This is a genomic window from Enterococcus sp. AZ120, assembly GCF_050546165.1.
GTDB lineage: Bacteria > Bacillota > Bacilli > Lactobacillales > Enterococcaceae > Enterococcus > Enterococcus faecalis.
In genome coordinates this window covers 935241-960499 of the sequence record NZ_CP172950.1, presented here as the reverse complement: position 1 = coordinate 960499, position 25259 = coordinate 935241, and the positions used below count along the sequence as shown (strand labels likewise).

The following is a 25259-nucleotide window of genomic DNA, read 5'->3' as shown; positions in this document are numbered from 1 at the left end:
TCTCTATGATTACACGTTCTTTAAATCTCTAACGTGCGAATAATTCTTTGCTCTTCTTCTGGTGTACAAGCAACTAGAGGTAAACGTAAATTTCCAACAGGAATACCTAAATGATTTAAGGCCGCTTTCACGGGTGCCGGCGAAGGCACTGAAAACAATGCGTTCATTTTTGGTAATAACTGTCGTTGAATTTTAGCCGCTTCCGGCAAGTTCCCCTGCTCCAGCGCTTGATACATCTCATACATTGACGAACCGAAGACATGACTGGCTACCGAAATAACCCCTTGTCCGCCAAGTGCCTTGGTGGCAAAAGCCAACCCGTCTTCTCCAGTATACACTAGAAAGTCTTTTGGCGCTCTTTCAATCAACTCAGTAATTGCATCTAACCCTGCACATTCTTTAATTGCCACAATTTTTTCCAATTGTGCTAAGCGCAAAGTAGTTTCCACTTCTAGACATGCAGCCGTTCTACCAGGAACATTGTACAAAATAATTGGCAGTTCACTTGCTTCTGCGATGGTTTTAAAATGTTGATACATACCTTCTTGATTTGGTTTATTATAATAAGGAACAACCGCCAAAACAGCATCGATACCAGCGATTGTCGCTAACTCTTTCACAAAAGCGACTGAGTCACGTGTATCATTCGTACCTACACCACAAATAATCGGAATACGTCCATCGATCAGTTCAATAATTCGCTGGAATAATTGTAATTCTTCTTCATGAGTTAACGTGGGTGATTCACCAGTTGTTCCTGCTAAAATAACGCCTTCTGTATGATTGGCCAATAAATAGTCTACCAATTGCGGTAGTTTATCAAAATCTATTTCTCCCGATTCTTGAAACGGCGTAACCATTGCCGTAATAATTGTTGCATTCGTTAAATCCATCCTATTCCCTCCCGAGTATACAATACAAACCTTCTAGTCGTTTTCAGGTACACGAAGCAAATTCATTTCGTGTAGCGTTTCAGCAATTTGGACCGAGTTCCAAGCAGCTCCTTTTAATAGGTTGTCTGATACAATCCATAAATGGAAACCGTTCTTCACGTCAACGTCTTGACGAATACGGCCGACAAATGTTTCTTTCTGGTTGACGCTATTTAGCGCTTGTGGATATAGTTGTTCACTTGGCTCATCTTGCAAAATTACACCTGGAGCTTGCGCCATTAATTCTTGGATGGCTGAGACCGATGCATCTGCTTGTTTCACTTCTATATAAACAGATTCAGAATGTCCTGAAATTACCGGAATACGGACACAGGTGGCAACAACTTTTAGCTTGTTGTCTCCCATGATTTTTTTTGTTTCATTCATCATTTTCCATTCTTCGTAGGTATACCCTGCTTCTGAAAAAACATCAATTTGAGGCAACGCATTAAAAGCAATTGGATAATGTTTTTCGTCACTGCCAGCTGGTAAAATTTCAGCTGACCATTCACTGACAGGTTTTCCCTCTAAAAAATCTTCGGCTTGTTCTTTTAGCTCATTAATTGCACGGATACCTGCGCCACTCACAGCTTGATACGTTGAAACGATGATTCGTTCTAAGCCAAACGCTTGCCGAATTGGTTCCAAGGCCACCATCATTTGAATCGTAGAACAATTGGGATTTGCGATGATTCCCTGATGATTTTTCAAGGCTTCCGGGTTCACTTCTGGAACAACTAAAGGAACATCTTTTGCCATTCTAAAATGGCTAGTGTTGTCAACAACAACAGCTCCGCGCTTAACTGCTTCTGGCGCAAACTTTTCGGAAATACTCCCACCAGCACTAAATAATGCTAAATCGATTCCTTCAAATGATTCCGGGACTAATTCTTCCACGATAAGAGGTTGTCCTTTAAACTGAATCTCTTGTCCAGCAGAACGCTTAGACGCCAATAACCTCACACTGGCAATTGGCAAACTTGTTTCTGCTAACAATTCAATCATTCTTGTCCCGACAGCACCTGTTGCTCCTACCACGGCAACATGATATTCTTTTCCCATATTTTCATACTCCCCTCTTACCTTCTTGTAAAAGCTACTTGTCCTATTTTACCATAGTATTGAAAAAACCTACATAGTCAAAAAAATGATTTTTTTATTTTCCCATGATATTTTAAAACTATTACCCATCAAAGGACTATCCATTGACTTTTGACTTAAATTTGTTATAGTTAAAACGAATTTAATTATAAAGGGAGCGAAATTTCATGGCACGCGTAGAAAGTTTTGAATTAGATCACAACACAGTAAAAGCACCATATGTTCGCCTTGCTGGCACAGAACAAAATGGTGATGCGTTAGTCGAAAAATATGACTTACGTTTCTTACAACCAAACAAAGATGCCCTACCAACAGGCGCATTACACACGTTGGAACATTTATTAGCAGTTAACATGCGTGATGAATTAAAAGGAATCATTGACATTTCGCCAATGGGTTGCCGCACTGGTTTTTATATGATTATGTGGGATCAACATTCACCACAAGAAATCCGTGATGCATTAGTCAACGTTTTAAACAAAGTAATCAATACAGAAGTTGTTCCAGCAGTCTCTGCAAAAGAGTGCGGAAACTACAAAGATCATTCTTTATTTGCAGCGAAAGAATACGCAAAAATCGTCTTAGACCAAGGAATTAGTTTAGATCCATTTGAACGTATTCTGTAATCTTTAGCAATTAACGACAGAGAAACCCACTATTAAGCTGTGGGTTTTTCTGTTCTCTTTCTTAATTTAAACGGAGGTTTTTTATGAATCAAACAATCGAACAATTACTAAGTCACCGTTCCGTTCGTCATTTTAAAAAGCAAGCGTTAACGGACAAGCAGAAACAACAGTTAATTACTGCAGCTCAAGCAGGATCAAGCTCCAATTTTTTACAAGCTTATACAATTATAGAAATCAAAGATCCTGAGCTACGCAGAGAATTGGGACGTTTAGCGAATTGTGAAGACTATGTCGTTAACACTGGTGTGTTCTATGTTTTTGTTGCTGATTTGTATCGTCATGCAACGATTTTGTCAAAAGAGGGGCAATCATTGGAACCCTTAAAGACACCAGAATCATTATTAGTAGCTGCCGTTGATACAACGATTGCTGCGCAAAACATGGCCATTGCGGCTGAATCTATGGATTTAGGGATTTGTTATATTGGCGGCATTCGAAATGACTTAGACACAGTAGCCAAACGCTTATCTTTGCCTGAATTAACTGTACCACTTTTCGGATTAACAATCGGTGTACCAGAAACGTTAAATGGTGTAAAACCACGGATGCCTTTTGAAAATATTTTAAGCGAAAATCACTACCAATCAGACAAATTGACAGATATGCACACATATGATGAATTATTAAAAGATTATTATGCCAGCCGCTCAAGTAACGCCCAAACAGCGGATTGGTCACAGAAGTCTTTGTCCTATTTTTCTTATAATCGTCGCCCAGAAGTAAAAATTTTCTTGCAAAAACAAGGATTTGATGTCTAAACAAAAGAGCGTGGGCTTACGTTGAAATAACGTAAGCCCACGCTCTTTTGTTAATTTTTATTTATCTTTACTAAATTTGTCTTTTAAGTCTTCAAAGCCTTCTTTAACTTTATCAGTTAATTTTTCAGCGCCTTCTTTAAGGTCGTCGCCGGCATCACGTGCTTTGTCTTTTACGTCAGCAAAGGTTGATTGAGCTTTTCCTTCAAGTTCTTTGCCTTTATCATCCGTAACTTTGCCTTGTGCTTCTTTTGCAGTACCTTCTACTTTATCTTTTGCATCGTCAAAACGTCCTTTTAAATCTGCCATGCTAATCCCTCCTAAATAATTAATTACATAATAAGAGTATCATTCTTAGCCATTTCCTTCAAATATAATGCATGAACTACGAATAAATGGTTATTTTTGAGCCATTAAAGCTTTTTTTGCCAAGGCAAAGCAACCAATTGTTCCTGGATTATCTTCTAAAAGAGGTGTCACCAAGTATTTTTCTAAAGGCGGTGTTTCCACATATCCATTGACTAATTCAGCAAATTTTTCACGAACTTTCGGCATCAAATGACGTTGTTTCATGACGCCGCCACCTAAGATGATCACTTCTGGCGCTAATAATAAAGTTGTATTGTACGCTGCTTGCGCTAAATAATAAGCTTCTAGTTCCCAAGTTTTATGATCCTCTTCCAATAAATGACCTTTTTTACCAGAACGACCTTCAACTGCTGGTCCTGCTGCAATCCCTTCTAAACAATCTCCATGATAAGGACAATTTCCTGCATACGTATCTTCAGGATGACGACGAACTAACGCATGCCCCATTTCTGGGTGGCTAAAGCCTTCAATAAACTCACCGTTTTGAATCGCTCCAGCGCCAACACCAGTTCCAATTGTATAATATACACAACTAGATGTATGTTGCCCATTTCCAGCAACATACTCACCATATGCCGCAGCATTCACATCCGTTGTCCAAGCCATTGGCACATCAAAATGTTGTTTCATAGTTCCTAACAAGTCAAAGTTACGCCAAGCTAATTTTGGTGTAGAAGTGATATAACCATACGTAGGAGAATCAACGTGAATATCAATCGGACCAAACGAACCAATCCCAATCGCTTTTAAAGGATATTGTTGGAAAAATTCTATTACTTTTTTCATTGTTTCTTCTGGGGTTGTTGTGGGAAAACTGACACGTTCTACGATGGTCAAATCATCTGTCCCAACGCCACATACAAATTTTGTGCCACCGGCTTCGATACTTCCTAAAAGTTTTTCTGTCATTGCAATATGCTCCTTCGTTTCCATTTTATAAGTAAGCGGATACATTACTTTTGATTAAATAACTAACATACACGTTTAGTTTACCACTTTTTTGTCGTTTCGACAGAACAATTTAACAATTTCAGTCAGGTTGCCCAATGAAATCTGGCAAGTTGCTAAAGAGCATTTTTCTAAAACAAAAAAACGAGCATTCACGGTTATCTAACAATGAATGCTCGTTTTTTGTTTATTGATTCTTTAGCGAAAAATATAACAATAGTCCGATTGTAATCCACCCACCACTAAGTAAAAGCATTAACCAACTTAAAAGCGTTTCTTTTAGAATACTTCTGGGTTCTTTTGCATGCTGAATAAAACTCATACTAGTCAGCAAAGAAAAGAGGAAAAACATAAAACAAATGACCGCTAAACCGCCAGACAACCAAAACCAACTAGCCATTATTCTCACTCTCCTTTTCGCTTGTTTTTTGATAATTATTGCGCCAAATGACACTATAAATTGCCCCAATTGTGATTACTAACAACGTGTAGAAAGTCGGTAACCACCATGTGGGTAGGACCCATTTGACCGTAGCTTCTTGATTCAATTTTTTTGCTTCACGAGTGTTAATCGTAAATTCTTGTTGAAAAGGCCAAGACTGTTGTTCATCTTGTTGTAAAATAGCACGTCCTGTAAATATATAAGTCCCAGCATCTAGCGGTTGTTTACCCAAATCAAGATGAAAATTCATGGAACTATTTGGGGCAAAGCGAACATTTTTTAGTGTCCGTTGTGCAATTTTTTTAGAGGATCCTTTTTTTATCACTTGACCTTCTAAACGAACTTCTGGAAAAATAGCAGCATATGGATTTTGAATGACCGCCTTTAGTGATTTGGCCCCTAAAGCAATTGTAGGTGTTACTTTCGCTAATTTCAGTTGGTTCACCTCTGTTAAAGGAGCATTCTCAGCACTCCTCATGGCAATCGCAACATTAAACCCGTAGCGACTGGTTAATCCCGTTGTTTGGTTCTCTTCCTCTGTTTTTTCATCTTTGAGATGCGCATAAACCCCGCCTAAAACAACTCCTTTGATAGGCTGATCAAGTCCCTTCACCTTCATCTTTGCTGATACTGTTTGATGAGGCGGCACACTCACTTCCTCATTTTCTAAAGTAACCAAGTCTGTCAGCGGAACCTTTAACGATGAATCAAGTGGTTTATCAAAATCATTGTACACAATCAACCCATTATCATTTGTTGATGCATTTGCTAGAGTCAATACGATGGACAATTTTTCGTCTGTCTTATTTTTTATATCTAAGACAATAGTGGAAGATTGCTTTGGTGCCAGAATTAAATCATAATAACTAGATGTTCCTGACACTTGATTTTCTGATAAAACAGGCGTTACTGTAAATTTAGTCTTCATTTCTTCTGTAGCTTCTACTTTTGGAACAATAATAAAAAATGTGAAAAACAGAAATAGACAGAAAACACCGACTTTTTTTCTACTCATTTCTTCAAGATCTCCTTTATAAAGCTGAATGTACCTACTAGTCTAACAAATCAGCGAAACAATGCTGATCAATCTTTGACTTTTGGGAAGGATAATCTTGAAAAAAGTCTCCTTGAAAAATACCAAGGAGACTTTTTATTATTCACTATAATATAATTCTTTTTTTATCTGTGTGGTTGATACTTCTGGCGTTCGTGGCAAATAAAGAACCTTTGCGGTTGTTTCAACTTCTAGAAAATCAAAAGCCCCTTGCCAATCGTCGCCCATGACTAAAGTATCAATTTTAAATTCAGCAATATCGGAAACTTTTTGTTTCCAACTAGTTTCAGGAATAACTAAATCAACATAACGAATTGCCTCTAATAATTGTTTACGTTTTTCATATGAAAAATAACTTTGTTTCTTTTTTTCTAAATTAAAAGCATCTGTTGAAAGTCCAACAATCAGGTAGTCCCCTTGTTGTTTCGCTTTTTTCAACAAATTAATATGACCATAGTGTAGGAGGTCAAATGTGCCGTAAGTAAGTATTTTTTTCATAAAAACCTCCATTTGTACTTTGATATTTCTTCGTTAATTATCAATTTTTATGAATAGAAAAAAGGCTACTCTTGATTGACTTTGATGGTTTTTCGATCAAATTTTTTATTTTCTGTAGCAGTATAAATTAGTAATAACTTACTCAGAGATTTTATAGAGAAAGACGTTGTTGTAGCTTTTTTTAATTGCTTTAACTGCTTTTGCAATTTTAACGGATTTTTATCTTTTAATAATTTAATTTTCGTTAAACGAAAAATGTGTTCCTGATGCTCAAATGAACGTTCAGCATCTGAATGACTAAAACGAAGATATTCTGAAAGCACCTCTTGATTTACAGCAACTTTTCCTTTTGGTAAAAACCATTCTTTGCCATTTTGATCTATTAGATGCCGCTCACTTTGATTTGAAATAACAATTTCTTTATCGTCTTCAAAAAGATACGAAAAAAGCATTGCTTTTTTTATAATTATGTACTCAGTTACTTCATATGAAGACAATTTTCTTAATTCTTCTATCAAACTATTCCATTGATTATTTTGAACAAATTTACTTAGTTTGTGAATAGGTGGTACTCGTAAAATGAACTTCTCATCTTTCTCTATTTTCACGATATAAAAAGTTGTGTCTAAGTCATTTTCCCAAATAAACAAAATAATCATTTACTGCCCCCTAGACTTGTTGTTCCGATACTTAATAGTCAAATAAATATATTTAGGAATTTGCATTAACCGATCGTATCTCTTCATTGTCAAACAACGATATAACCATTCCAAATTGTGATTTATATAAAATTCTGGCGCTCTTTTTACTGATCCAGCTAATACGTCAAAAGTACCGCCTACGTCTAAAAATACATTAGCTGTCAGGTGATCAATTGTTTGTTCCAAAAAAATCTCTTGTTTCGGTGAACCTAATGCTACAAAGACAAACCTTGGTTCAGCTTTGTTAATTTGTTCCACAATTTCTTGCTGTTTTTTCTTTGTATAGCCATGTAAAATACCGCTAATAACAATCCCTGGATATTGTCGTTGAATATTTTTAGCTGCTGCTTCAACTACTTCTTGCTTTGCACCATACAAGAAGATTCGTTCCTTATGTTGATTTGCATACTCTAAAAAATTATCCATGACATCAATTCCTGTAACTCTTTCACGAATAGACCCACCCATTAGCTTCGATGCCTTGACCACACCTATCCCATCTGCAATCCGATGAGTTGCTCTTTTCAAATATAACTTAACTTCTGGATGTTCAAATGCTAACAATGAAATCTGCGGATTAACGCTAGTTACAATCATTTTCTCTTTAGCTTTGAGATAACTTTCTAAGTCATCCATAATTTCTTGATGTGTTAATACGTCAACTGGTAATCCCCCAATATATTCAGTGCGTACCTTACTTTTCACAAAATCCCCCCAAGATTCTCTCTACCAACTCTACTATTTTATTAATGGTCTCTTTTGACTGATATTGATTCCATTCTTCGTTAATTCTAGTAATATTATCTTTATAACTATTTATTGAAAAATTTGACAATGCCACAATCAACTGTTTTTCATTTTCAACTAACGGTCCTGGTAAATATTCAAAAAAATCAGGCTCAATTCCAGGATTTAATGCGTATTTTTCTAAATCTGGACAAAAAAATAAAATGTTCGGTTGCTCTTTAACATGCATGTATTCAAAGACCACACTCGAATAATCAGTAATCAAGTAGCCTATTTCACTAAAGCTTTCAAAAATATGCTTTTCCCAAATAGAAACATTTCTCGGTAGTTCAATGGCATCTAACTGGATTGATGGATGTAATTTCATATAAAAATGAAAATTTGGCATAGCAGAAAAAGCCTTCATTGCTTGATTTATCACAAGCATCATTTCATTCATTCCCTCTCGGTAAGTTGGTGCATATAAAACTTTATTATTCTGATTTGTTTCTCCTACCTCTAATTTTTCAAGATAAGCAAGACGCGGCGAACCAAAATGACAAAATTGAGCATTCTCGAGACGATAACTGTTTCTAAAAATTGCTTCCATTTTTAGTGAATTAACGATAAAATAATTCATTTTATCGTAAACTTTTTGAAACCTGATTTGATCCTTGCTACTTCTATGTTTCGTGTGATAAGCACCCCAGCCAAACTGTTTTAAAGCCCCATTAGCATGCCATAATTGGATAACTACTTGCTTTTTTTTTAAAATTGCCAATTCTGGAAAATAATTATCTACAAAAATTAACGGCGCTGACTTCAAGTATGAAATCGCCGTTGTAATCAACAAAGTTTTCTTATCAAAAAGTATCGTCTTTATGCCTTTTTGATTTAAGGATGCTGCGTATGATTGACAATTTTTTGTATAAAGTACTATTATCATTCCGTGATATTGTTGTTCTAATTGTTCAATTAAATGTCCATCATTTCTTGGGAAACTCATTATGTACACAATTTTTACTTTTTTATGCTTGTACGGTCTCCATCTTAATACTGTTAAGTACAATTGTTTTAGCACTTTTATATCCTTTCACAAACAATAGTTTTCTTATAAAAAAGATATGATCAAAGTCTTTAAAAAGAAAAAGCTTACATATAAACTCATTAAAACAAATTATACCTTAAAGATTCTAAAAAGACAATTGCACTTTACAATATGTATACTATCCAAATAATTTAAATTATACGGTATACGGACTAGCTATACTTTCAGTTAAATAAAATAATATTTAAATAATTTCTCTGAATTTAAAACTGCCTATCCAACAAAAATAGAGGTTTCCCACCACAGTGGAAAACCTCTATAAACCTTGTCATAACAATGTTTTGAAAGACTATGCGTCTGGATTTGCGTTTTCGTCTTTGAGACCGTATTTTTTGTTGAAACGGTCCACACGTCCGTCGGCTTGTGTGAATTTTTGACGACCAGTGTAGAATGGGTGTGAGTCTGAAGTAACCTCAACACGTAATAATGGATAAGTGTTGCCATCTTCCCATTCAACAGTTTCTGAAGATCCTTTAGTTGAACCTGAAAGGAATTTGAAACCTGTTGTTGAATCCATGAATACTACTGGTTGGTAATTTGGATGGATATCTTGTTTCATACGTTTTTTCGCTCCTTTGCCCTGATCCATTTGCTGTATCAGAGTTATTTTGTCGGTATACAACAATGCTATCTTACCATGTTTTCAGTTGGTATGCAATTATCTTTTTGGATTTCTTTTAATTTGTTTGCCAAACGAAACATCATGGAAAACTTCAAATAATTGTTGATTATTTTGGGTCCGTTTCAACATTTTTATGAATTGATCCGTATATTCCAGCGAGTCTCCTGACATATTATTTCTCAATTTCCACGTTTCTTCTAGTTGTTCTGGTGTCATTAGCAACTCTTCTTTTCGCGTACTTGATTTTTTAATATCAATTGCTGGGAAAATACGGCGCTCTGCTAATTCACGAGATAAATGGAGCTCCATGTTGCCTGTGCCTTTGAATTCTTCATAGATGACATCATCCATTCGGCTACCTGTATCCACCAATGCCGTGGCTAAAATAGTCAGACTGCCCCCTTCTTCGATATTTCTGGCAGCACCAAAAAATCGTTTAGGTTTGAAAAACGCAGCTGGATCTATTCCACCACTTAAGGTTCGACCACTAGGCGGGACCACTAAATTATAGGCCCTTGCTAAACGAGTGATGCTGTCCATTAAAATAACTACGTCCCGTTTGTCTTCAACTAAGCGCATTGCTCGATCCAGAACCAATTCAGCAACTCGCGTATGATTTTGTGGTTGTTGATCAAAAGTTGAAGAAACCACATCGCCTTTAACACTTCGCTCTAAATCAGTCACTTCTTCAGGACGCTCGTCAATTAACAACAGAATCAATTCCACATCAGGATGATTTTCTGTAATCCCATTAGCAATTTCCTTTAAAACACTTGTTTTCCCCGCTTTTGGCGGCGCTACAATTAAACCACGTTGCCCAAAACCAATTGGGGCAAATACATCAATCATTCGTGTTGATAATCTGCCAGCCGTTGTTTCTAACGTTAATTGTTTTTCAGGATACAACGGTGTTAGCGCTGGAAAATGTGGCCGCTCTTTCGCTTCTTCAGGATCTTTCCCATTGACACTTTCAACATGCATGAGTCCATAGTAACGTTCTGATTCCTTTGGCGGACGCGCCTTGCCAGCTACTTTGTCCCCATTTCTCAATCCGAAACGACGAATTTGAGAAGAAGAAATATAAATGTCTTCTGCACTTGGTCCATAATTAATTGGTCGCAAAAAACCATAACCATCCTGAGAAACAATATCTAAAATTCCTTCCATGAAGAAAAACCCTTGCTTCTCAGCTTGTGCACGAATCACAGCTAAAGACAATTCTTTTTTGTTCATTTGGCTATAATAAGGAATTTTAAACTCTTTCGCGTACGCATAAATATCTTTTAACGTACTGTTTTCCAATTCAGCCATTGTTAAATAGTCGCTCATTGATCCACCTCAAACGGACCTTCTTGTTCTTCGGTTTCTAGCATTTGAATATCAGCACCCAAAGCAGTTAACTTTTCGATAATGTGGTCGTACCCACGTAAAATATATTCTACATTATAAATCGTGGTCGTACCTTCAGCCATCAAGCCGGCAGTGACTAGGCAAGCGCCTGCCCGTAAATCAGAGGCGACTACTTCTGCACCGTGCAATTGATTTGGGCCATTTAAGATAATCATATTGCCTTCAACCGAAGCATCAGCCCCCATCCGCACCAACTCAGGGATATGCTTATTTCGTTGAGCATAAATCGTATCAATAATTTCACCAGTTCCTTGCGCTTTTAAAAGTAATGGCGTTAACGGTTGTTGCAAGTCTGTGGCAAAACCAGGATACGGATAGGTTTTCACCGTCGTCATTTTCAGATCATGTGACGGATGAACTTCAATCATGTCTTCTTCAATTGTCATCTTAACGCCCATTTCTTGCAATTTCGCAATGAAGCTTTCTAAATGCTCATAAATAACATTTCGAACTTTGATTCCTTCACCCATAGCTGCTGCCATAGCTAAATAAGTCCCAGCTTCAATTCGATCTGGAATAATCGAGTGACGACAACCATGTAATTCTTCGACACCTTCAATCCGAATAACGTCCGTTCCAGCTCCTCGGACTTTTGCACCCATGTTATTTAATAATGTAGCAATATCAATAATTTCTGGCTCACGCGCAGCATTTTCAATAATCGTTTTGCCTTTGGCTTTAACTGCGGCTAACATGACATTGATTGTAGCGCCAATAGATACCATATCCATAAAAATTCGTGTTCCTTGTAAGCCAGCTTCGTCTGTTCTCAAGTACATCGCCCCATGTTCGTTGGTTACATGAGCGCCTAATGCTTCAAATCCTTTGATATGTAAATCAATTGGACGAGGTCCTAAGTAACAACCGCCAGGTAAGCCGACAACGCCTTCCCCAAATCGACCAAGAAGTGAGCCCATAAAATAATAGGACGCACGTAAGCTATTGATTTTTCCTTTTGGCATAGGCACAGAAACAACTTCTGTTGGGTCAATAATTAATGTATTATTTTCAAAAGTAATTTTAGCACCCATAATTTCTAAAATTTCAATTAATGAGTGAACATCCTGAATGTCAGGAACGCCATCTAAAGTCACGGGCGAATCTGCTAAAATAGCAGCTGGAATTAAAGCGACCACACTATTTTTGGCGCCGCTAATGGTTACTTCGCCCTTTAATGGACGATTCCCATTGATTACGATTTTTTTCATTTATATTCTCACCTATCTATAATATACGTTTTCTAAATAAACTACCCAATCATTCTATCATAATCAAGCTTAAGAAAAAAGAAAACTTCTCAGGTATTTTAATAGAATGAAAAAATAACAAAAAATAAAAAAGACAGCCACGTGCTGTGGCTGTCTTTAACGTAACTAGTTGATTAAGCTTTGTTAGCTGAACCGAACCAATCAATGTGTTCTTCTGCATCTTTGATGATTGCAGCTTTACCTGGTGCTAATAATTTACGAGGGTCAAATCCTTTACCTTCTAAATCTTTACCAGCTTCAATATATTCGCGCGTTGCTTTAGCGAATGATAATTGGAATTCTGTATTTACGTTAACTTTTGAGATACCCATTGAAATTGCTTTTTCAATTTGTTCTTGAGGAATACCAGAACCTCCGTGTAATACTAGAGGTACATCAGAACCGACAGCTTCAGCAATTGCTTGTAAGTGATCAAATGCTAAACCTTTCCAGTTTTCTGGATATTGACCATGGATGTTACCGATACCACATGCTAAGTAGTCAATACCTGTAGCAACCATTTGTTTACATTCTTCGATATCAGCTAATTCGCCAGTACCGATGATTCCGTCTTCTTCACCACCGATTGAACCAACTTCACATTCGACAGAAATACCTTTAGCGTGAGCTTTTTCAACTACATCTTTCGCTAATTTTAAGTTTTCTTCGAATGGTAAGTGAGAACCATCAAACATGATTGAAGTATAGCCAACTTCGATACATTCTAAAGCAGCTTCGTAGTCACCGTGGTCTAAGTGAATTGCTACTGGAACTGTGATATTCATTGAGTCTACTAAATTAGTAATCATGTCTTTAGCTACTTTGTAGCCGCCCATGTATTTAGCAGCGCCCATTGATGTTTGGATTAGAACTGGTGCTTTTTTAGCTTCTGCTGCTTCTAAAATCGCTTGTGTCCATTCTAAGTTATTTGTGTTATAGCCACCTACTGCATAGCCGCCTTTACGTGCTGCTTTTAAGAATTCTGCTCCTGATACTACTGGCATAAAAAATTCCTCCTAAGTTTTTAAAAACTTTATTTGTTAGGTGTTCCCTAACCAACGGTTCTATTTTAGCAGAATTCCTGACACTTTTCTAGTAAAATTCCCTTTTTCAGAAAATTTTTGTCTATTCTTTCACATAACCTTCATTTTTATAAAAAAACCTCCAGTTTTCCCGTTATCACTTTGGGATCTGAAGGCCGACTTGCTATTTTAATTTTTTCTTTGGCGGATAACGTTTCACCTTGTAGGATTGAAGCTCAGGAAATGTTCCAGTACTATGAAAAATCCGTTGTTCATCTTCATTGGCAAAACGCCCTAAAACCGATTGTGTTGGTAAAATATTTACAAAAGCATTCTCATCGATACTGTAAACTGCTTGTTCTAAATCATAGAGTTCGTAGCGAGTAATGACCATCATAATCATCCGACCTTCTGCACCTGAATAGCCGCCGATTGAAGGCAACAAGGTCATGCCACGAGCGATTTGTTGAGAAACTTCTAAGGCAACGGCTTCTGGTCTCGTAGTGACAATCATTGCTGTGACTTTTTGGTGACTGGTATGAATCATGTCGACCACCTGACTCAAACAGTAAATAGAAATAATAGTATACAACGCACTTTCCCAGTTAAATACAAAACCAGCCAACAGCACAATAATACCATTTAATAAGAACATAAAATTACCAACTGTTTTCCCTGTTGTTTTTGAAAGAATCAGTGAAATAATGTCCATGCCGCCAGTGTTAAAGCCCATTTTCAATGAAAGCCCTGCGCCAACGCCGACTAAGACACCACCCATAATTGCGTTCATCAAAGGATTCGTTGTGACTGTTACGATTGGCACAAACATAGTGACAACGGAAATACCAATAACATTGATGAAACTAAGAATCGTTGATTGTTTCCCTAATTTTACAAACCCTAGAATGAAGACGGGAATGTTTAAAAATAAAATGAAAATCCCTGTATTAATATGGATTCCTAAATTTGTATATAATAATGTAGCAATGATTTGCGCAATTCCGTTCATCCCTGCCGAAAAAACTTTTGCCGGAATCAAAAAGAAATTCAAACCGACCGCAGAAGTCAAAGCGGTTATCGCCATCACTGCTATTTTTTTTATCGATTCATTCCTTTGGTAAGTACTAACCAATCGACTCATTTTTCTTCGCTCCTTCGCTATTCTTCTGACTTAGAATAACAGGTTCTATCCTAAAAGAAAAGGGGCTAAAAGCGAACATTGAAAAAAATTTTTTTGCAACGTTTCCATGAAAGAATGCGAGAAGATATCCCTAAAAATTGATCTTCTTATTTCTCTATTCAAAATGATTCTAGCCTAACCTTTTTTACTATTTCATGATATGATGAAGCAAAGAATATTTTAGGAGGTTTTTACATGGCTGCAAAAGAAGCAAGTTTTGATGTAGTTTCAGAGGTCAATATGGAGGAAGTCAAAAACGCGATTCAAATTGCCTTGAAAGAATTGAAAAATCGTTTTGACTTTAAAGGGTCAATTGCTGATATTAAATTGGAAAACGATAAACTAGTAGTCGTAGCTGAAGATGATTATAAAGTCGAGCAAGTGAAGGATATTTTATTTGGAAAATTAGTCAAACGCAATGTTCCGATTAAAAATATTCATTTCTCAGAAAGTGAAAAAGCCTTAGGCGGTACTGCTCGCCAATATGGTGATTTAATCAGTGGTATTGATAAAGAAAATGCGAAAAAAATCAACACAGCTATCAAAAACTCTGGGATTAAAGTTAAGTCACAAATCCAAGAAGACAAAATTCGGGTAACTGGAAAAAGTCGGGATGATTTACAAAAAGTCATGGCTCTTTTACGAGAATTAGATTTACCAATGGCTCTTGAGTTTAATAATTATCGCTAAAAAAATCCTTCAACTGTTAATGAACAGTTGAAGGATTTTTTAGTTTTGGTACCGGCCATTCTTGATTATTCAATAAAACGATTGGTCGGCGTTGGATTTTTTCTGAAAAAGCGGCAATTGCTTTGAAAACCTTTGGCATAAAATAAAACGCATTTAATTCTTCTAAATCCAGTTCTTCTTCTGCCGTAAACGAGACACAAACCTCTTGTTCTGAAAGCATAATTTCAATTTTCTTTAAAAATTGAAATTGCCGCATTCCTGGCACGAAATAACCAGCCTTGGCAACACGAGAGGTTGTAATATCTAACTTATCACTAATGATTAGCGCTAGTGTCATTAACTCTTCCGAATCAAAGCCATTACTATGATTTTCTATAGAAGATAAAATTTCTTCTTGATAAGGCAAACAAATCTTTTGCTTACGAAAATATGCTTCTGCAAATTGTTTCCCACGAAGTGCATGTCCTGCTTTTCCTTGTAGCGCACCCACATCATGGAGCAGTGCCGCAATTTTTGCCGCCTCTAAATACTCCTCTGAAACAGCAAGTTGTTTCAAAATCATTTCCGTCATGGCTACGACATTGGTTACATGAAACCAATTATGGTATGCCCACCCAGCTTCTTCATCTTCCATTTGACCAATTGCATCATAAATTTGTCGAATTTCAGTATCTTGATGAATGCGTTCAAACAGCTTCATTTATTTTCTCCTTAAAATTAGTTACTGTTCCAAAAATTCTTTTAACTCTGCAGGATTTTTTTCGCTGTTTAAACCAACAATTAAACGAATCCGCGCTTTCGGTCCGTTTAAACCACGGGCAAAAACGACCCCCATTTTTTTCAAGCCAACGCCACCACCAGCATAATCATAGATATCTTCAGCAATGCCATTGGAACAACGAGAAACTAAAACGACTGGAATCCCGTTGTCTAGCATTTTTTGTAATGCTGGGAGCGTTTCTGGCGGTAAATTACCCGCGCCTAGCGCTTCAATTACTAACCCATCCGTTTCTGGGGTGTTTAATAATTCAAACATCCGTTCACCCATCCCCGCATAGGCCTTCACTACGTGAACATTTCCTTTCACAGAAGAAACATCGCAAACTTCTTGCGGTAAGACCTCTTTCGCAAAAAAAGCACGTTCTTTCGCAATGGTTCCTATTGGTCCAAAAGTTGGCGTCCGAAACGTCGCTACGTTCGTTGTATGTGTTTTTGTCACATAACGCGCCGTATGAATTTCATCATTCATCACGACTAAAACACCTTTATCGTACGATTCGTCTGAACAAGCAGTCCAAATAGCACTGATGAAATTATACAAGCCATCACTACCGATTTCGTTACTTGACCGCATTGCTCCTGTTAAAACAATGGGGATTTTTTTCTCTAAGGTTATATCTAAAAAATAAGCAGTTTCTTCTAATGTATCTGTTCCATGCGTAATAACCACGCCATCAATTGGTTCAGAATAAGCTTTTTGAATCCGTTCTTTTAATTGAAACATCCGTTCTAAGGTCATGTGTGGTGAGGGAATATTAAAAATATCTTCAACAACTAAATGAACCTTGCCAGAAAATAATGCTTCTTGTTCCATCAACGGATTTTTTTCATTCGGGGCAACACTTCCTCCTGCTACTTTCGACATGGAAATGGTCCCACCTGTATGAAGGACTAAAATGGTCTTCATTTGTTTCCTCCTTTGTTTTCTTTATTTTTTAACCAAAATTGTTTCACTTGTTGAATGAGTTGTTCACTGGTGTTTGCCTTTCGATGCGCCAACCAATGCGGCGGAAAGAAACGCTGGACACTTGGTAATTCAAATCGTTCGTCTAATAACAACACAAAGCCTTTATCTTGCGCATCTCGAATGACACGTCCAGCCGCTTGCAAGACTTTATTCATGCCAGGAATTTGATACGCAAATTGAAACCCTTGCCCTCGCTCTTCTTGATAAAAAGTGCGAATCAGTTCTTGCTCTGGGTTCATTTGTGGTAGCCCGACACTAACAATTATCGTACCAATCAATCGGGTACCTTTCAAGTCAATTCCTTCTGAAAATATACCACCTAAAACACAAAAACCGATGAAAGTTTCTTGAGGATTCTCTTTAAATTCAGCTAAAAATGCTTCTCGCTCTTTTTCGTTTAAGTCCGTTCCCTGAATTTGAGTTTTTACTTGCGGGTAACGTTGGCTAAATACTTGATAGACATCATCCATATAGGCATAAGAAGGGAAGAAAATTAAATAATTACCTGTTTTTGTTTCACTTAACTTCCCTAAAAGTTCACTAATCTGTGGATAACTTTTTTCACGGTTTTTATAGGTTGTTTGAAGATGACTACCAATCATCAACAATTGATTTTCTTCTGGAAAAGGATACGGAATCCGATAACGTAGGCTTTCTTCACCTCCACCAAGCACTTCTTGATAATAATTCAGAGGTGTTAAACTTGCCGAAAATAAGATACTCGCTTTCCCTTTATCTAATCGTTGTGACAATAAATAAGCCGGATCGACACAAAATTGTTTCACAACGCAGTCATAGTTTCGCAAAGAAATAGACGTATAAAAGCCGTTGTCGTAATACTCGCTGATTCGAAGATAACTTAAACAATCAAAATAAAAACTGAGAATCGACGCCAATTCCTCAATGTGTTGATTTTCTGGCAACCATTCTGCAATTACTTCTGTTAATCGATGTATCTGTTTAACTAATGAATCAATTGGCGCACGTTGGGCAAAAAAATCCGTGTCTTTTTCTTCACAGATTGCTTCAATATCATCAAACGTAGTTAAGACTTTTTGACAAGCACTTTTCAATTGAACAGATTCTTTTTGCAATCTTTTTTGAATTTGCAAAACCGCATTCCTAGAAATAGCGGCCGAATACATCTCCCGTGAACGATTAACCAAATTATGGGTTTCATCCACTAAAAAAATATTCTCTTCTGCACTTTGGGGTTCTTCAAAGAAGCGCCGTAAATAAACCGTTGGATCAAATAGATAATTGTAATCGCCAATAATTAAATCACACCAAAGACTTGCATCTAGCGACAACTCGAATGGACACAATTGGTGCTTTTGTGCATACCGTTCAATAACCTCTCTCGTTAAATGATTTTCATGTTGCAATAAATCCCACAGTCCCTCATTTAAACGATCATAATAGCCGTCAGCAAACGGGCAATGTTCTGGTGTACAATTTCGTTCAGTTAAAAAACAAATTTTATCTTTTGCTGTTAACGTAATACTCTTAGTTTGCGCTTGTTTTTCGGACAGCGCTTTGACGGCATCTTCAGCCACTTGCCGCGTGATGGTCTTAGCTGTTAAATAAAAAATCCGTTCACCTTCTTCTTCACCAATTGCTTTCATCGCTGGAAAAAGAGTGGACATTGTCTTGCCTGTTCCAGTTGGTGCTTCCACGAAGAGCCGCTGTTTACTAAGAATTGTTTTATAGACGGCTACCGCCAATTCTCGTTGCCCTTTGCGATACTCCCCGTAAGGAAAACTAAGATTTTTTAATGATTTATTTCTCAAAATACGCCACTCTTCTTTAAAAATTACCCACTGTTCATAGCGCTTCATCAAATCAGTAAAAAACTCCGCTAATGCAGCTTCTGTAAAATGGCGTTCTTGTCGTGTGATTTGTTTTGTGGTGGTCTGATAATAAGTGAGTTGAAGCGTTATTTCAGAAAGTTGTTCTTGTTGGCAATACATGTGACCATAACACATCGCTTGATACCAAAACAATTCGACCTTTTCTGGCGGTAATTCTTCAAACGCTGGTTCGGATGTTTTAATTTCATCAATGACCACTTGTCCAGTTTCTTTCACAAAAATGCCGTCTGCACGACCTTCTACACAATAATTATGGCCATTTAAAGGCACCTCAATTTTTAAAGATACTTCCTTTTGATAAAGGCTCCCCGCTTCCTTTTGCAACATTCGATGAAGGCGACTACCTTCTTGTGGTGTATGTTCACTCACATGGCGAGAATCGATACTTCCCCGCCTTAAAATAAATTCGACCACTTGACGCACCGCAATTTTTCTCGTTGATTTCACGTAATCCCACCTATCTGCCTCCCTATTATAGAACATACATTCGCTAAACAAAAGCAAAAAATCCAAAACGAACACAATCATGCGTTCATTCTGGATTTCTCTTTAGATTATCAACAATTAAAAACAACTTGTTTCTTCTAACTGTTTGGTTTCTTTTCCATTTGCTTTTGCCACGACCAATTGCGCCATTTGTTTAAACGAATTATTTAAACCAATGCCGCCCTTTTTGGGCATCTTCACAATCGGTACTTGCTGATAATAGTGACTAACTGCTGGATTTTCTTCTGCCATCGCTACAATTGCAGGAATGCCCGCAGCATTAAACTTACAAGCTAGACGAGCGGCCATTTCTCCAAAATTAGGATAATGCATGGCAGGTCCGCAAAGAACCGCATCGGCATGAAACTTTTTTGCAAAGCCAATAAATTTCTTTGCTACCTCTTCCTCGTTTTCCAAATAATATTGGTCACCACAATAAAGTGTCGCAACAATTTCCGCTCCTTACTTCTGTAAAAATGGTAGCAATGTTACCCCTGGACCTAAGGGAGCTTTTTTACCACTTGGTTTCAGCTGAGCTTGTTCATCACTGCCAAATCCTGCTAAACTGTGGTTTAAGACTAAAAGGATTTTTTTCACGCCTATTTCCTCCTTTTTTATAAATCATCGAAGTCAAAGGAATCAAAATCAATTTCTTCACTCTCTTCTTCTTGTGCTTTCCATTCTTCACGTAAATATTGGTCATCCATAACTCGAATAAAAGGATAGTAAATGAACATTCCTAGTACCAATAAGAGAGCTTGCAGAATTGATCCTTGCCAACCGCTGACTAAAAATCCTGAGATAATTGGCGGGGTCGTCCACGGCAATTGAATACCATTCGTCAATGGAACTAAGCCCCAATCCATAGCAAAATAGGCAATAATAATATTAATCGCAGGTACTAATACAAATGGAATTAAAAGGATTGGATTTAAAACAATTGGCAACCCAAAAATGATTGGTTCGTTAATCCCAAAAACACCAGGAATTAGTGAAAGTTGCGAAAGCTTTTTAATTCGTTGACTTTTACAGAATAAGACCATCACAATGATTAATGAGAGTGTGGAACCGGCGCCACCAAATGTTGCAAACATATCTTGAAATTGTCCAGTGATGATGTTGGGAATTTCATGACCGTCTTTAAATGCTTGTAAATTTTCAACAGACAATGCCCGCAAAACAGGATTAAAGACTGCGCCAACCACGCTACCTCCGTTAATGCCAAAGAACCAAAAGAAGTGTAAAAATAAATAAGCAATGCTCATCGCACCTAAGGTATTACCAAGACTCAATAAGGGCGTTTGTAGAAATTCAAAAATAACATCTTGTAAATTACCATAAGGAGTTAAAGCAGCCAGCCAATTGACTAAAAACATGAGAGTAACAACTAAAAAACTCGGAATCAGGGCCTCAAAAGACTTAACCACTGTTGGTGGCACTCCTTCTGGCATTTTTATTGTCCACCCTTTACGAACAATGGCCACAAATAAACGAGTCGCAATTAATGCGACAATCATTCCTAAAAACAAGCCACTGGAACCCATCCATTTTAAAGGTAAACTAGTAACTTCATAAACCTTTGAACTATTTTCCGGTGTAAATAATGTTTGATAAGGCGTTACAATAAAAAATGAAACCAATGCGATAATTCCTGCTTGCATTGCATCCACATTGAATTGTTTTCCTAAACTATAGGCAATACCGACAACGGCCAGAATAGTCATTACATCAAAACTAGCACTAGCTGGAACAGACATCATTGTCGCCCAGTCTTTACCAAGCAAATGAGACATCCAAGTATCCCATTGTGGCAAAGGAAAATTAGCAATTAATAAGAAGACCGAACCAACAATCAACAAGGGCGTTGATAAAAGGAAGCCATCACGAATCGCTACTAAATACTTATTTTCTCCTATCACTTTTGCCAAAGGGGTCAATACGCGCTCTAACCAATCCAAAAATTTTTGCACGGTCGTCACTCCTATCTATTATTTTTTATTTTGCTTAATTAACCGCAGCGCTTCTTTCAATGCTTTTTCGCCATCCATCATGCCATAAATTTCTGGCGCAATTGCAGCGACAGGAATCCCTTGAGGAGCAAATTGTTCTTTTGTTTTTTCTAATAAAAAACGGACTTGTGGTCCTAATAAAATAGCAACAGGCTTCTCTGCTTCAACCACTTCTTGTGCTCTTGCAATAGGAAAAGCAGTAATCATTAAAGGCATTTGATGTTTTTCCACCACTTCCATCATTTTATTTACCATAATACTTGTAGACATCCCTGCATCACAAAAAAGATAAATTTGTTTTTTACTCATGTTCCTTCACTCTCCTCATTTATTCAATTGGTGCTTTGATTCTTTTTTCATAGGCCGCTAACCATTCTTGTGAAATCGGCTGAATCTCTGTGGTATGATTCTTGCCTGGATTTGCAATATAGATTTCTGGTTGCTGCATATCAGTACCAACCGTAAAAGTAAATTCCACATTCGTAGCTACGCCCCAGTCTCCCTGTTTGTTCATGGCCACTAGTGAAAAAGCTCCTGCTTTCCCATAACGTTGGGTCAATTTTTCATGAAAAGCATAGACGGCTTGATCACATGCTTGTTGTGGCGAGCGCCCTTCCCCCATTAAACGAACGATTTCATAAGAAAGACAGCCTTTCATTAAATCTTCACCTAAGCCTGTAGCCGCAGCACCACCAATTTCGCTATCAACATAAAAACCAGAACCTGACAGTGGTGAATCGCCAACACGTCCTGCTTTTTTCATGAAGAGTCCCGAACTGGAAGTGCCAGCTGCCATTGATCCTGTTTGGTCTAACGTAATAGCGCCGACAGTATCATGCCCATCATAGGGGTTCAACTGATTTTCCTGAATTTCTTTTAAACGCTTTTGCCACCATTGATTAGCGCGTTCTGTCAACATATTCTTTCTTTCAAAACCGTGCAACATTGAATATTTCGTTGCACCTGCGCCAACACGAAAACTATTAAACTTCTCTTTACTTAATGCTTTAGCTACTGAAATCGGATTTTTAACATCTGTAATTCCCGCCACAGCACCAATTGCAAATGTGTCTCCATCCATATAGGCAGCATCCATTTCTAAAATCCCTTCCTCATTAGGTAAACCGCCGTAGCCCACTGACTTATAAAAAGGATAGTCTTCTACTTCTTTAATTAATTGTTCCACGGCCGTGCCTGCAGCACCTCCTTGTTGTAATTCTTCTGTAGCTTTTAGTAACCCATCATGTGCCATCCGCCATGTCGCAATTGCACCCCAAGTCATTTTCCATCCGCCCTTTCGTTAACGCTTACATTTCTCCACCATTATAAACTAGTATATACTGTTTTGTATATACTGAAAATGAAATTTTATACAGAAAAATAGAAGATACACGTATGCGACCTCTACGAAACACATTGGCTTCTTCTCATACGTGTATCTTCTATTGGTTTTATGCTTCTGTTAATGCAATCATCGCTTGCATATAGATTTCCAGATTAAGCAGTAAATCTTTTTCATCCATATATTCATCTTGGTTATGCGCAATGCCTTTTTGACCAGGAAATGATGGACCAAAAGCAACGATATTCGGCATAAAGCGAGCATACGTAGCACCTGTAGTTGTGACTGGCGTCCCATCTAAGCCAGTAATTTGTTCATAAACCTTGGTTAATTTTTGAACATTGCGCTCATCTTTTGGAAACAGCGTACTAGGGAGGCGGCGGATGACGGTCACTTCACTTTCTGGAAATAGTGCCTTCGTTAGCTGCGTGGTTACTTCGTTTTCTGTAATAGAAACAGGATAACGCACGGCCAATGATAACACCAATTGCTGTCCTCGTTTTTCCAACGCATAGGGCGTTAAAATCAATTGCCCACTATCCTGATCCTTAAAGTCTAGAGCTACTCCTTCGCCATAGTGCTTTTCGTGAAAACTAGCGGTTAACCAGTCGAAATACTGTAATAAATTTCCTTTGACTAACTGTTCCTCGCTAATTTTCTGTGCCAATAAAGTAATCGCGTTCTTGCCTAGTTCTGGCGCATTGGAAGGAGCACGTTTTCCCGTGATTGCTGTTGTTTTTCCCGCAATCACCACACTTAATTGATCAGGTACGTGGTCTTTTGCTTGATCACCTATAATCTGACCAATTTGTTCACTTGAATCATCTGGGATGGTCGTTGTGATCTCATAATTAACAATCCCTCGCTCCCCATAAACTACTGGATATTTACAATCTGGAGTAAATCCAAAAACGGGTGCGTTTTCCTTCTCTAAATATAAGGGGATATCTCCACTCCCACTTTCTTCATCCGTGCCAAACATTAAGCGAATGGTTTTCTTTGGTTGGTAACCAAGTTCTTTCAGTAATTTCATTCCATACAGGCAAGCCAAGATAGGACCTTTATTATCTAGAATTCCTCTACCATACAAACGTTGATTTTTTTTCGTTAATTGAAAGGGCGGCACTGACCAGCCAGAACCTTCTGGTACTACGTCTAAATGACCAATAATTCCCAGATATTCTTCCGCTGTTCCCCATTGCGCATAGCCAACTGCGTCATTGACAATCCCAGTTTGAAAGCCATAACGCTCTGCAAGTTTCAGCGTTTCTTCCAAGGCTCTTTTCGGTCCTTCGCCAAAAGGCGCCTCTTTTTTAGGCGACCCTTTCACACTTCGAATCGCGATAATTTTGTTTAAGTCTTCATAAAATAAATCTTTTTGAGCGGCTATTTCTTCTTTGATCTTCATTCGTTCCAAGAACCTCCTAGCTCCACTTGGTTGTTTTCAGACGGGCTATAGCGGGTCAGTGTGTTTTTAAACGTGTACCGATCTGCTCGATATAAAGAGACATCATATAAAATAGGAGTTGCATCAAGCGCATAGGTGATAGAGTGGACTTGTAAAAGTGGTTGGCCCACAGGAACATTCAATAATTCTGAAATTTCCGCTTCAACTAAGATTGCTTCAATTTCTTGATGCGAATAAGCAATCTCGACGTTCTTCTCGATTAAGCAGAAAAGAGAGCCCTCGAAGTCTTGCTTCGTATGGCCTTGTACGTATGCCTGTGGCAAATAAATTTTTTCAACTGTCATTGGTTCGCCGTCTAACATTCGGCGGCGAATCAGTTCATAAATTGCCTCATTTTTGCCTACTTGGAGCGCCTCCCGAATTTTCTCAGCGGGATGTACTACTTCTTCAAAGGAAATGACTTCTGTCTGGCTTTTTTTCCCGTAAGCTTTGGCTGCCTCAGTAAAACCTTGTAAGCCAGCGCGACCACTTTGAATTTTCGCTTGCGACATCACATAACTACCTTTACCATGTCGTTTTACCAAAATATTTTTGCGGATCAAATCATCAATCGCTTTACGGATGGTCAAGCGACTGCAGTTATATTCTTTAGCTAAATCATATTCTGAAGGTAATTTTTGTGCACTTACATACAGACCGTCTCGAATCTTCTTTTCAATTTCTGCAGAAATTTGCTTAAATTTGGGTGCATTTTCTGTCATTTCATCGCCTATCTTTCTTCAAAAAAATAAATTTTCTAGTATATACCACACTGTCTATACTAAATCAATTTTTAAGAAACCGCAATCATTTGTTGCGTTTCTTAAAAATCAAAAAAAGAAAGCGAGCCACAAGTCGGTTGGACT

The 25259-nt window shown here is 37.6% G+C and carries 26 protein-coding genes and 1 pseudogene; 3 read left to right on the top strand and 24 right to left on the bottom strand.

Going from position 1 to position 25259, the window contains the following annotated elements; all coding sequences use genetic code 11:
- Window positions 1–20 precede the first annotated feature (20 nt).
- Together dapA and IGJ46_RS04695 are read right to left on the bottom strand one after the other, a co-directional pair.
- Entirely contained in the window at window positions 21–893 is an 873-nt protein-coding gene (gene dapA / locus IGJ46_RS04700; RefSeq protein WP_002361644.1) for a 4-hydroxy-tetrahydrodipicolinate synthase, read from the bottom strand.
- Between the two features lie 33 nt (window positions 894–926).
- Window positions 927–1994: an aspartate-semialdehyde dehydrogenase gene (locus tag IGJ46_RS04695; RefSeq protein WP_002381968.1), complete on the bottom strand. Its 1068-nt coding sequence runs from the start codon at window positions 1992–1994 to the stop codon at window positions 927–929.
- Between the two features lie 206 nt (window positions 1995–2200).
- Between IGJ46_RS04695 and IGJ46_RS04690 the strand changes: the two genes are divergently transcribed.
- Together IGJ46_RS04690 and nfsA are read left to right on the top strand one after the other, a co-directional pair.
- Window positions 2201–2659 carry an S-ribosylhomocysteine lyase gene (locus tag IGJ46_RS04690; protein ID WP_002357960.1) on the top strand — a complete coding sequence of 153 codons (459 nt, stop codon included), beginning with the start codon at window positions 2201–2203 and terminating at the stop codon, window positions 2657–2659.
- An 83-nt stretch (window positions 2660–2742) separates the two neighbouring features.
- A complete protein-coding gene (nfsA, locus tag IGJ46_RS04685) occupies window positions 2743–3477 on the top strand; it encodes an oxygen-insensitive NADPH nitroreductase (RefSeq protein ID WP_002360554.1) in 735 nt (244 codons plus the stop codon).
- A gap of 57 nt (window positions 3478–3534) precedes the next feature.
- On the opposite strand, the gene IGJ46_RS04680 is transcribed toward nfsA, so the two are convergent.
- The 13 genes from IGJ46_RS04680 to IGJ46_RS04620 form a co-directional block, all read right to left on the bottom strand.
- Window positions 3535–3783, bottom strand: coding sequence for a YtxH domain-containing protein (locus IGJ46_RS04680; protein WP_002357962.1), 249 nt, complete (start codon window positions 3781–3783; stop codon window positions 3535–3537).
- A 90-nt stretch (window positions 3784–3873) separates the two neighbouring features.
- Window positions 3874–4752, bottom strand: coding sequence for a fructokinase ScrK (gene scrK / locus IGJ46_RS04675; protein WP_002361643.1), 879 nt, complete (start codon window positions 4750–4752; stop codon window positions 3874–3876).
- A 226-nt stretch (window positions 4753–4978) separates the two neighbouring features.
- Entirely contained in the window at window positions 4979–5191 is a 213-nt protein-coding gene (locus IGJ46_RS04670) for a hypothetical protein (protein ID WP_002357965.1), read from the bottom strand.
- Complete coding sequence (locus tag IGJ46_RS04665) at window positions 5184–6248, bottom strand: DUF916 and DUF3324 domain-containing protein (protein WP_218391499.1); 1065 nt, start codon at window positions 6246–6248, stop codon at window positions 5184–5186. The genes IGJ46_RS04670 and IGJ46_RS04665 overlap by 8 nt, the downstream gene beginning before the upstream one ends.
- A gap of 138 nt (window positions 6249–6386) precedes the next feature.
- Window positions 6387–6797, bottom strand: a complete 411-nt coding sequence (gene tagD / locus IGJ46_RS04660; protein ID WP_002384695.1) for a glycerol-3-phosphate cytidylyltransferase — start codon at window positions 6795–6797, stop codon at window positions 6387–6389.
- A gap of 53 nt (window positions 6798–6850) precedes the next feature.
- Window positions 6851–7444: a hypothetical protein gene (locus IGJ46_RS04655; protein WP_002363732.1), complete on the bottom strand. Its 594-nt coding sequence runs from the start codon at window positions 7442–7444 to the stop codon at window positions 6851–6853.
- On the bottom strand, window positions 7445–8191 hold the full coding sequence (locus IGJ46_RS04650) for a WecB/TagA/CpsF family glycosyltransferase (protein WP_002360559.1): 747 nt from the start codon (window positions 8189–8191) through the stop codon (window positions 7445–7447).
- Entirely contained in the window at window positions 8181–9293 is a 1113-nt protein-coding gene (tagB, locus tag IGJ46_RS04645; RefSeq protein WP_023894544.1) for a teichoic acid biosynthesis protein TagB, read from the bottom strand. The genes IGJ46_RS04650 and tagB overlap by 11 nt, the downstream gene beginning before the upstream one ends.
- Window positions 9294–9609: 316 nt before the next feature.
- A complete protein-coding gene (locus IGJ46_RS04640; RefSeq protein WP_002357967.1) occupies window positions 9610–9879 on the bottom strand; it encodes a type B 50S ribosomal protein L31 in 270 nt (89 codons plus the stop codon).
- A gap of 99 nt (window positions 9880–9978) precedes the next feature.
- Window positions 9979–11271: a transcription termination factor Rho gene (rho, locus tag IGJ46_RS04635; RefSeq protein ID WP_002357968.1), complete on the bottom strand. Its 1293-nt coding sequence runs from the start codon at window positions 11269–11271 to the stop codon at window positions 9979–9981.
- Entirely contained in the window at window positions 11268–12560 is a 1293-nt protein-coding gene (locus IGJ46_RS04630) for a UDP-N-acetylglucosamine 1-carboxyvinyltransferase (RefSeq protein ID WP_002357969.1), read from the bottom strand. Before IGJ46_RS04630 ends, rho begins: the two co-directional genes overlap by 4 nt.
- Before the next feature lie 173 nt (window positions 12561–12733).
- A complete protein-coding gene (locus IGJ46_RS04625) occupies window positions 12734–13603 on the bottom strand; it encodes a class II fructose-bisphosphate aldolase (protein ID WP_002357972.1) in 870 nt (289 codons plus the stop codon).
- 202 nt (window positions 13604–13805) lie between these two features.
- Complete coding sequence (locus IGJ46_RS04620; RefSeq protein WP_002381974.1) at window positions 13806–14762, bottom strand: YitT family protein; 957 nt, start codon at window positions 14760–14762, stop codon at window positions 13806–13808.
- Between the two features lie 234 nt (window positions 14763–14996).
- Here IGJ46_RS04620 and IGJ46_RS04615 point away from each other — a divergent pair, with 234 nt between their 5' ends.
- Window positions 14997–15491 (top strand): YajQ family cyclic di-GMP-binding protein, encoded by a 495-nt coding sequence (locus tag IGJ46_RS04615; RefSeq protein ID WP_002357974.1) that lies wholly within the window; start codon window positions 14997–14999, stop codon window positions 15489–15491.
- A 16-nt stretch (window positions 15492–15507) separates the two neighbouring features.
- On the opposite strand, the gene IGJ46_RS04610 is transcribed toward IGJ46_RS04615, so the two are convergent.
- The 9 genes and pseudogenes from IGJ46_RS04610 to IGJ46_RS04570 form a co-directional block, all read right to left on the bottom strand.
- A complete protein-coding gene (locus IGJ46_RS04610) occupies window positions 15508–16191 on the bottom strand; it encodes an HD domain-containing protein (RefSeq protein ID WP_002407101.1) in 684 nt (227 codons plus the stop codon).
- A 21-nt stretch (window positions 16192–16212) separates the two neighbouring features.
- Entirely contained in the window at window positions 16213–17178 is a 966-nt protein-coding gene (locus tag IGJ46_RS04605; RefSeq protein WP_002357976.1) for an asparaginase, read from the bottom strand.
- A complete protein-coding gene (locus tag IGJ46_RS04600; RefSeq protein ID WP_430613962.1) occupies window positions 17175–19637 on the bottom strand; it encodes a helicase C-terminal domain-containing protein in 2463 nt (820 codons plus the stop codon). Before IGJ46_RS04600 ends, IGJ46_RS04605 begins: the two co-directional genes overlap by 4 nt.
- A 36-nt stretch (window positions 19638–19673) precedes the next feature.
- Window positions 19674–20192 (bottom strand): annotated as a pseudogene (locus IGJ46_RS04595) (GrdB-related putative oxidoreductase).
- A gap of 17 nt (window positions 20193–20209) precedes the next feature.
- The gene (gene celB / locus IGJ46_RS04590) at window positions 20210–21565 is read right to left on the bottom strand and encodes a PTS cellobiose transporter subunit IIC (protein WP_002384702.1); all 1356 of its coding nucleotides are present in this window, start codon (window positions 21563–21565) and stop codon (window positions 20210–20212) included.
- 18 nt (window positions 21566–21583) lie between these two features.
- On the bottom strand, window positions 21584–21913 hold the full coding sequence (locus IGJ46_RS04585; protein ID WP_002357981.1) for a PTS sugar transporter subunit IIB: 330 nt from the start codon (window positions 21911–21913) through the stop codon (window positions 21584–21586).
- A 19-nt stretch (window positions 21914–21932) separates the two neighbouring features.
- Window positions 21933–22886, bottom strand: a complete 954-nt coding sequence (locus IGJ46_RS04580; protein ID WP_002361636.1) for a N(4)-(beta-N-acetylglucosaminyl)-L-asparaginase — start codon at window positions 22884–22886, stop codon at window positions 21933–21935.
- 169 nt (window positions 22887–23055) lie between these two features.
- Window positions 23056–24354: a Sapep family Mn(2+)-dependent dipeptidase gene (locus IGJ46_RS04575; RefSeq protein WP_002386630.1), complete on the bottom strand. Its 1299-nt coding sequence runs from the start codon at window positions 24352–24354 to the stop codon at window positions 23056–23058.
- Window positions 24351–25115, bottom strand: coding sequence for a GntR family transcriptional regulator, LSA1692 subfamily (locus IGJ46_RS04570; protein WP_002357984.1), 765 nt, complete (start codon window positions 25113–25115; stop codon window positions 24351–24353). Before IGJ46_RS04570 ends, IGJ46_RS04575 begins: the two co-directional genes overlap by 4 nt.
- Between the last annotated feature and the right edge of the window lie 144 nt (window positions 25116–25259).

Excerpts from the sequence above, each read along its gene's own strand:
- dapA (WP_002361644.1), bottom strand. The coding sequence starts at position 893 with ATGGATTTAACGAATGCAACAATTATTACGGCAATGGTTACGCCGTTT.
- IGJ46_RS04695 (WP_002381968.1), bottom strand. The coding sequence starts at position 1,994 with ATGGGAAAAGAATATCATGTTGCCGTGGTAGGAGCAACAGGTGCTGTC.
- IGJ46_RS04690 (WP_002357960.1), top strand. The coding sequence starts at position 2,201 with ATGGCACGCGTAGAAAGTTTTGAATTAGATCACAACACAGTAAAAGCA.
- nfsA (WP_002360554.1), top strand. The coding sequence starts at position 2,743 with ATGAATCAAACAATCGAACAATTACTAAGTCACCGTTCCGTTCGTCAT.
- IGJ46_RS04680 (WP_002357962.1), bottom strand. The coding sequence starts at position 3,783 with ATGGCAGATTTAAAAGGACGTTTTGACGATGCAAAAGATAAAGTAGAA.
- scrK (WP_002361643.1), bottom strand. The coding sequence starts at position 4,752 with ATGACAGAAAAACTTTTAGGAAGTATCGAAGCCGGTGGCACAAAATTT.
- IGJ46_RS04670 (WP_002357965.1), bottom strand. The coding sequence starts at position 5,191 with ATGGCTAGTTGGTTTTGGTTGTCTGGCGGTTTAGCGGTCATTTGTTTT.
- IGJ46_RS04665 (WP_218391499.1), bottom strand. The coding sequence starts at position 6,248 with ATGAGTAGAAAAAAAGTCGGTGTTTTCTGTCTATTTCTGTTTTTCACA.
- tagD (WP_002384695.1), bottom strand. The coding sequence starts at position 6,797 with ATGGAGGTTTTTATGAAAAAAATACTTACTTACGGCACATTTGACCTC.
- IGJ46_RS04655 (WP_002363732.1), bottom strand. The coding sequence starts at position 7,444 with ATGATTATTTTGTTTATTTGGGAAAATGACTTAGACACAACTTTTTAT.
- IGJ46_RS04640 (WP_002357967.1), bottom strand. The coding sequence starts at position 9,879 with ATGAAACAAGATATCCATCCAAATTACCAACCAGTAGTATTCATGGAT.
- rho (WP_002357968.1), bottom strand. The coding sequence starts at position 11,271 with ATGAGCGACTATTTAACAATGGCTGAATTGGAAAACAGTACGTTAAAA.
- IGJ46_RS04630 (WP_002357969.1), bottom strand. The coding sequence starts at position 12,560 with ATGAAAAAAATCGTAATCAATGGGAATCGTCCATTAAAGGGCGAAGTA.
- IGJ46_RS04625 (WP_002357972.1), bottom strand. The coding sequence starts at position 13,603 with ATGCCAGTAGTATCAGGAGCAGAATTCTTAAAAGCAGCACGTAAAGGC.
- IGJ46_RS04620 (WP_002381974.1), bottom strand. The coding sequence starts at position 14,762 with ATGAGTCGATTGGTTAGTACTTACCAAAGGAATGAATCGATAAAAAAA.
- IGJ46_RS04615 (WP_002357974.1), top strand. The coding sequence starts at position 14,997 with ATGGCTGCAAAAGAAGCAAGTTTTGATGTAGTTTCAGAGGTCAATATG.
- IGJ46_RS04610 (WP_002407101.1), bottom strand. The coding sequence starts at position 16,191 with ATGAAGCTGTTTGAACGCATTCATCAAGATACTGAAATTCGACAAATT.
- IGJ46_RS04605 (WP_002357976.1), bottom strand. The coding sequence starts at position 17,178 with ATGAAGACCATTTTAGTCCTTCATACAGGTGGGACCATTTCCATGTCG.
- IGJ46_RS04600 (WP_430613962.1), bottom strand. The coding sequence starts at position 19,637 with ATGATTGTGTTCGTTTTGGATTTTTTGCTTTTGTTTAGCGAATGTATG.
- IGJ46_RS04585 (WP_002357981.1), bottom strand. The coding sequence starts at position 21,913 with ATGAGTAAAAAACAAATTTATCTTTTTTGTGATGCAGGGATGTCTACA.
- IGJ46_RS04580 (WP_002361636.1), bottom strand. The coding sequence starts at position 22,886 with ATGACTTGGGGTGCAATTGCGACATGGCGGATGGCACATGATGGGTTA.
- IGJ46_RS04575 (WP_002386630.1), bottom strand. The coding sequence starts at position 24,354 with ATGAAGATCAAAGAAGAAATAGCCGCTCAAAAAGATTTATTTTATGAA.
- IGJ46_RS04570 (WP_002357984.1), bottom strand. The coding sequence starts at position 25,115 with ATGACAGAAAATGCACCCAAATTTAAGCAAATTTCTGCAGAAATTGAA.